The organism is Ferruginibacter sp., from assembly GCF_014377975.1.
Taxonomy (GTDB): domain Bacteria; phylum Bacteroidota; class Bacteroidia; order Chitinophagales; family Chitinophagaceae; genus Ferruginibacter.
Genome location: NZ_JACMOO010000294.1, coordinates 1 through 2,043 on the forward strand (window position 1 = coordinate 1; position 2,043 = coordinate 2,043).

Below are 2,043 nucleotides of genomic sequence, written 5' to 3' on the forward strand. Positions count from 1 at the left end.
TTAGGTATCAACGAAGTACTTCGCCGGGAAAACCCTAACGATGAACGCATCAACATCCCTGCCGACCCTAAACATTACTGGCGTTACAGAATGCACATAAGTTTAGAAACCCTGCTACAGGAAATTAATTTTAACGAAGAGCTGAAAAGCTACGTAGTGGCCAGCGGACGGTAGATTTTTTTTGAGCCCGGCTTTGGAATATTAATTGAGCTTTATAGGCGTCGCACTCTTGTACTTTATATCTTTATTGAGCTTTGATTAACCATATAAAAAGATTAATAGTTTTATAAACTTTAGCCGCATTCTTTTTGCCGGCCTCATAAAAAAGACGTAAAGAAAATTTGAAAGTGTGGCGTTAAGAAATGAAATTAACGTTACAGGTGTCAGGCTTTGCAATTTGCCCGTAAGTTGCACAAAAGAAGGGGCATATTCAGAAGTTTGAGCTAATTTCATTTTAGCCATTCATTCAAATTTTTAGTCTTTTTTATGGAGCCTTGATTTTTCTTGTTACTTCTTTGCATTAAGGCAAAGAAGTAAATACGGGCTATCAAAACTGAGAAAACTTTTGCGGTCAATTAAATTATTTTAAAGATTAATTAAGATAATGCCAGTGTAATAAACTGGCATTTTTCCATTAAGTATTACAGGTTGCTTTTAAAATATGTGACAACAATAAAGAGTAACCGCAATAAAATTTACACTGTAAAAAGCAGCCGATGAAAATAAGCTACAAACAATTCAATCTCCCCTTCACCCATCCATTCACCATATCCAAAGGCACAAAAACGCACCAACCAACATTGGTAGTAGAGCTGGAATATTTTGGCCATAAAGGTTACGGTGAGGCGCCCGCCATAAGCTACTACAATATTCCGGTCGAAAAAATGATAGAAGACCTGGAACGAAAAAAGCAGTTTATAGAAAAATTCGCCTTCTCCGACCCTGAAAGATATTGGCATTACCTGCATCATTTATTACCTGCCAATCCTTTTTTGGTTTGTGCAATCGACATGGCCGGGTGGGATTTGTTTGGTAAAATGAAACGCCGCCAATTACATGAATTATGGGGATTGGATATCGCCAAAAGCCCCGTCACGGATTTTACAATCGGTATTGATACCATCGAAAAAATGGTAGCAAAAATGCAGGAAAAACCATGGCCCGTTTATAAAATAAAAGTAGGTGTACCCGGCGATATTGACATGGTAACAGCCCTGCGTAAACACACCGATGCTGTATTTAGAGTAGATGCCAATGCAGGCTGGACATTGGAACAGGCCCTAGAAAAAATTCCTGTATTAAAAGAATTGGGTGTTGAGTTTGTAGAGCAGCCACTGGCAAAGGACAATTGGGAAGGAATGAAAGTGTTATATGAAAAATCGCCACTGCCGTTAATTGCCGATGAAAGCTGTGTAAGCGAACACGATGTTGAAAAATGCCATCTGCATTTTCATGGTATCAATATCAAACTCACCAAATGCAGCGGCATTACACCAGCAAAAAGGATGATTACAAAAGCACGGCAATTAAATATGAAAGTAATGATTGGCTGCATGAACGAAAGTTCAGTGGGAACTGCAGCCATCGCACAATTGGCGCCACTGCTGGATTATGTTGATATGGATGGCCCACTGTTGTTGGCAGAAGACATTGCAACAGGTGTAAATTTTGATTATGGAAAAATTATTTACACCGATAAACCAGGTATTGGTATTGATATAACCGCTTTTTAAAAAGCCGATGTTAAAATTTGATTATTGTTAATGGATTGCAAGTCACAAACAGGGGATACGTAAACAAATGTCTTCGGAGGTGAATAGAGGCAGCAAATTCTTTTTGGTAAAATAATGTAACAGCCATTACTTTGCACCACGAATGAAAAAATTCATCCACATACAGCACCATCATACGCTACCAACAGGTAAGCAATGCTGATATGTATGTACACAACATATTTCAACAAAGGGCTTACCAAAACGGTGAGCCCTTTGTTTTTTAAGTAAATCAAAAAAATAATCAATCATCAAACTACCTGTAAATAAA

Annotated in this window: 1 protein-coding gene; it reads left to right on the top strand. The window is 38.0% G+C overall.

The window, feature by feature from the left end; genetic code table 11:
• Positions 1-716 precede the first annotated feature (716 nt).
• On the top strand, positions 717-1,733 hold the full coding sequence (locus tag H7254_RS15125) for a dipeptide epimerase (RefSeq protein WP_301933756.1): 1,017 nt from the start codon (positions 717-719) through the stop codon (positions 1,731-1,733).
• Positions 1,734-2,043: the final 310 nt, after the last annotated feature.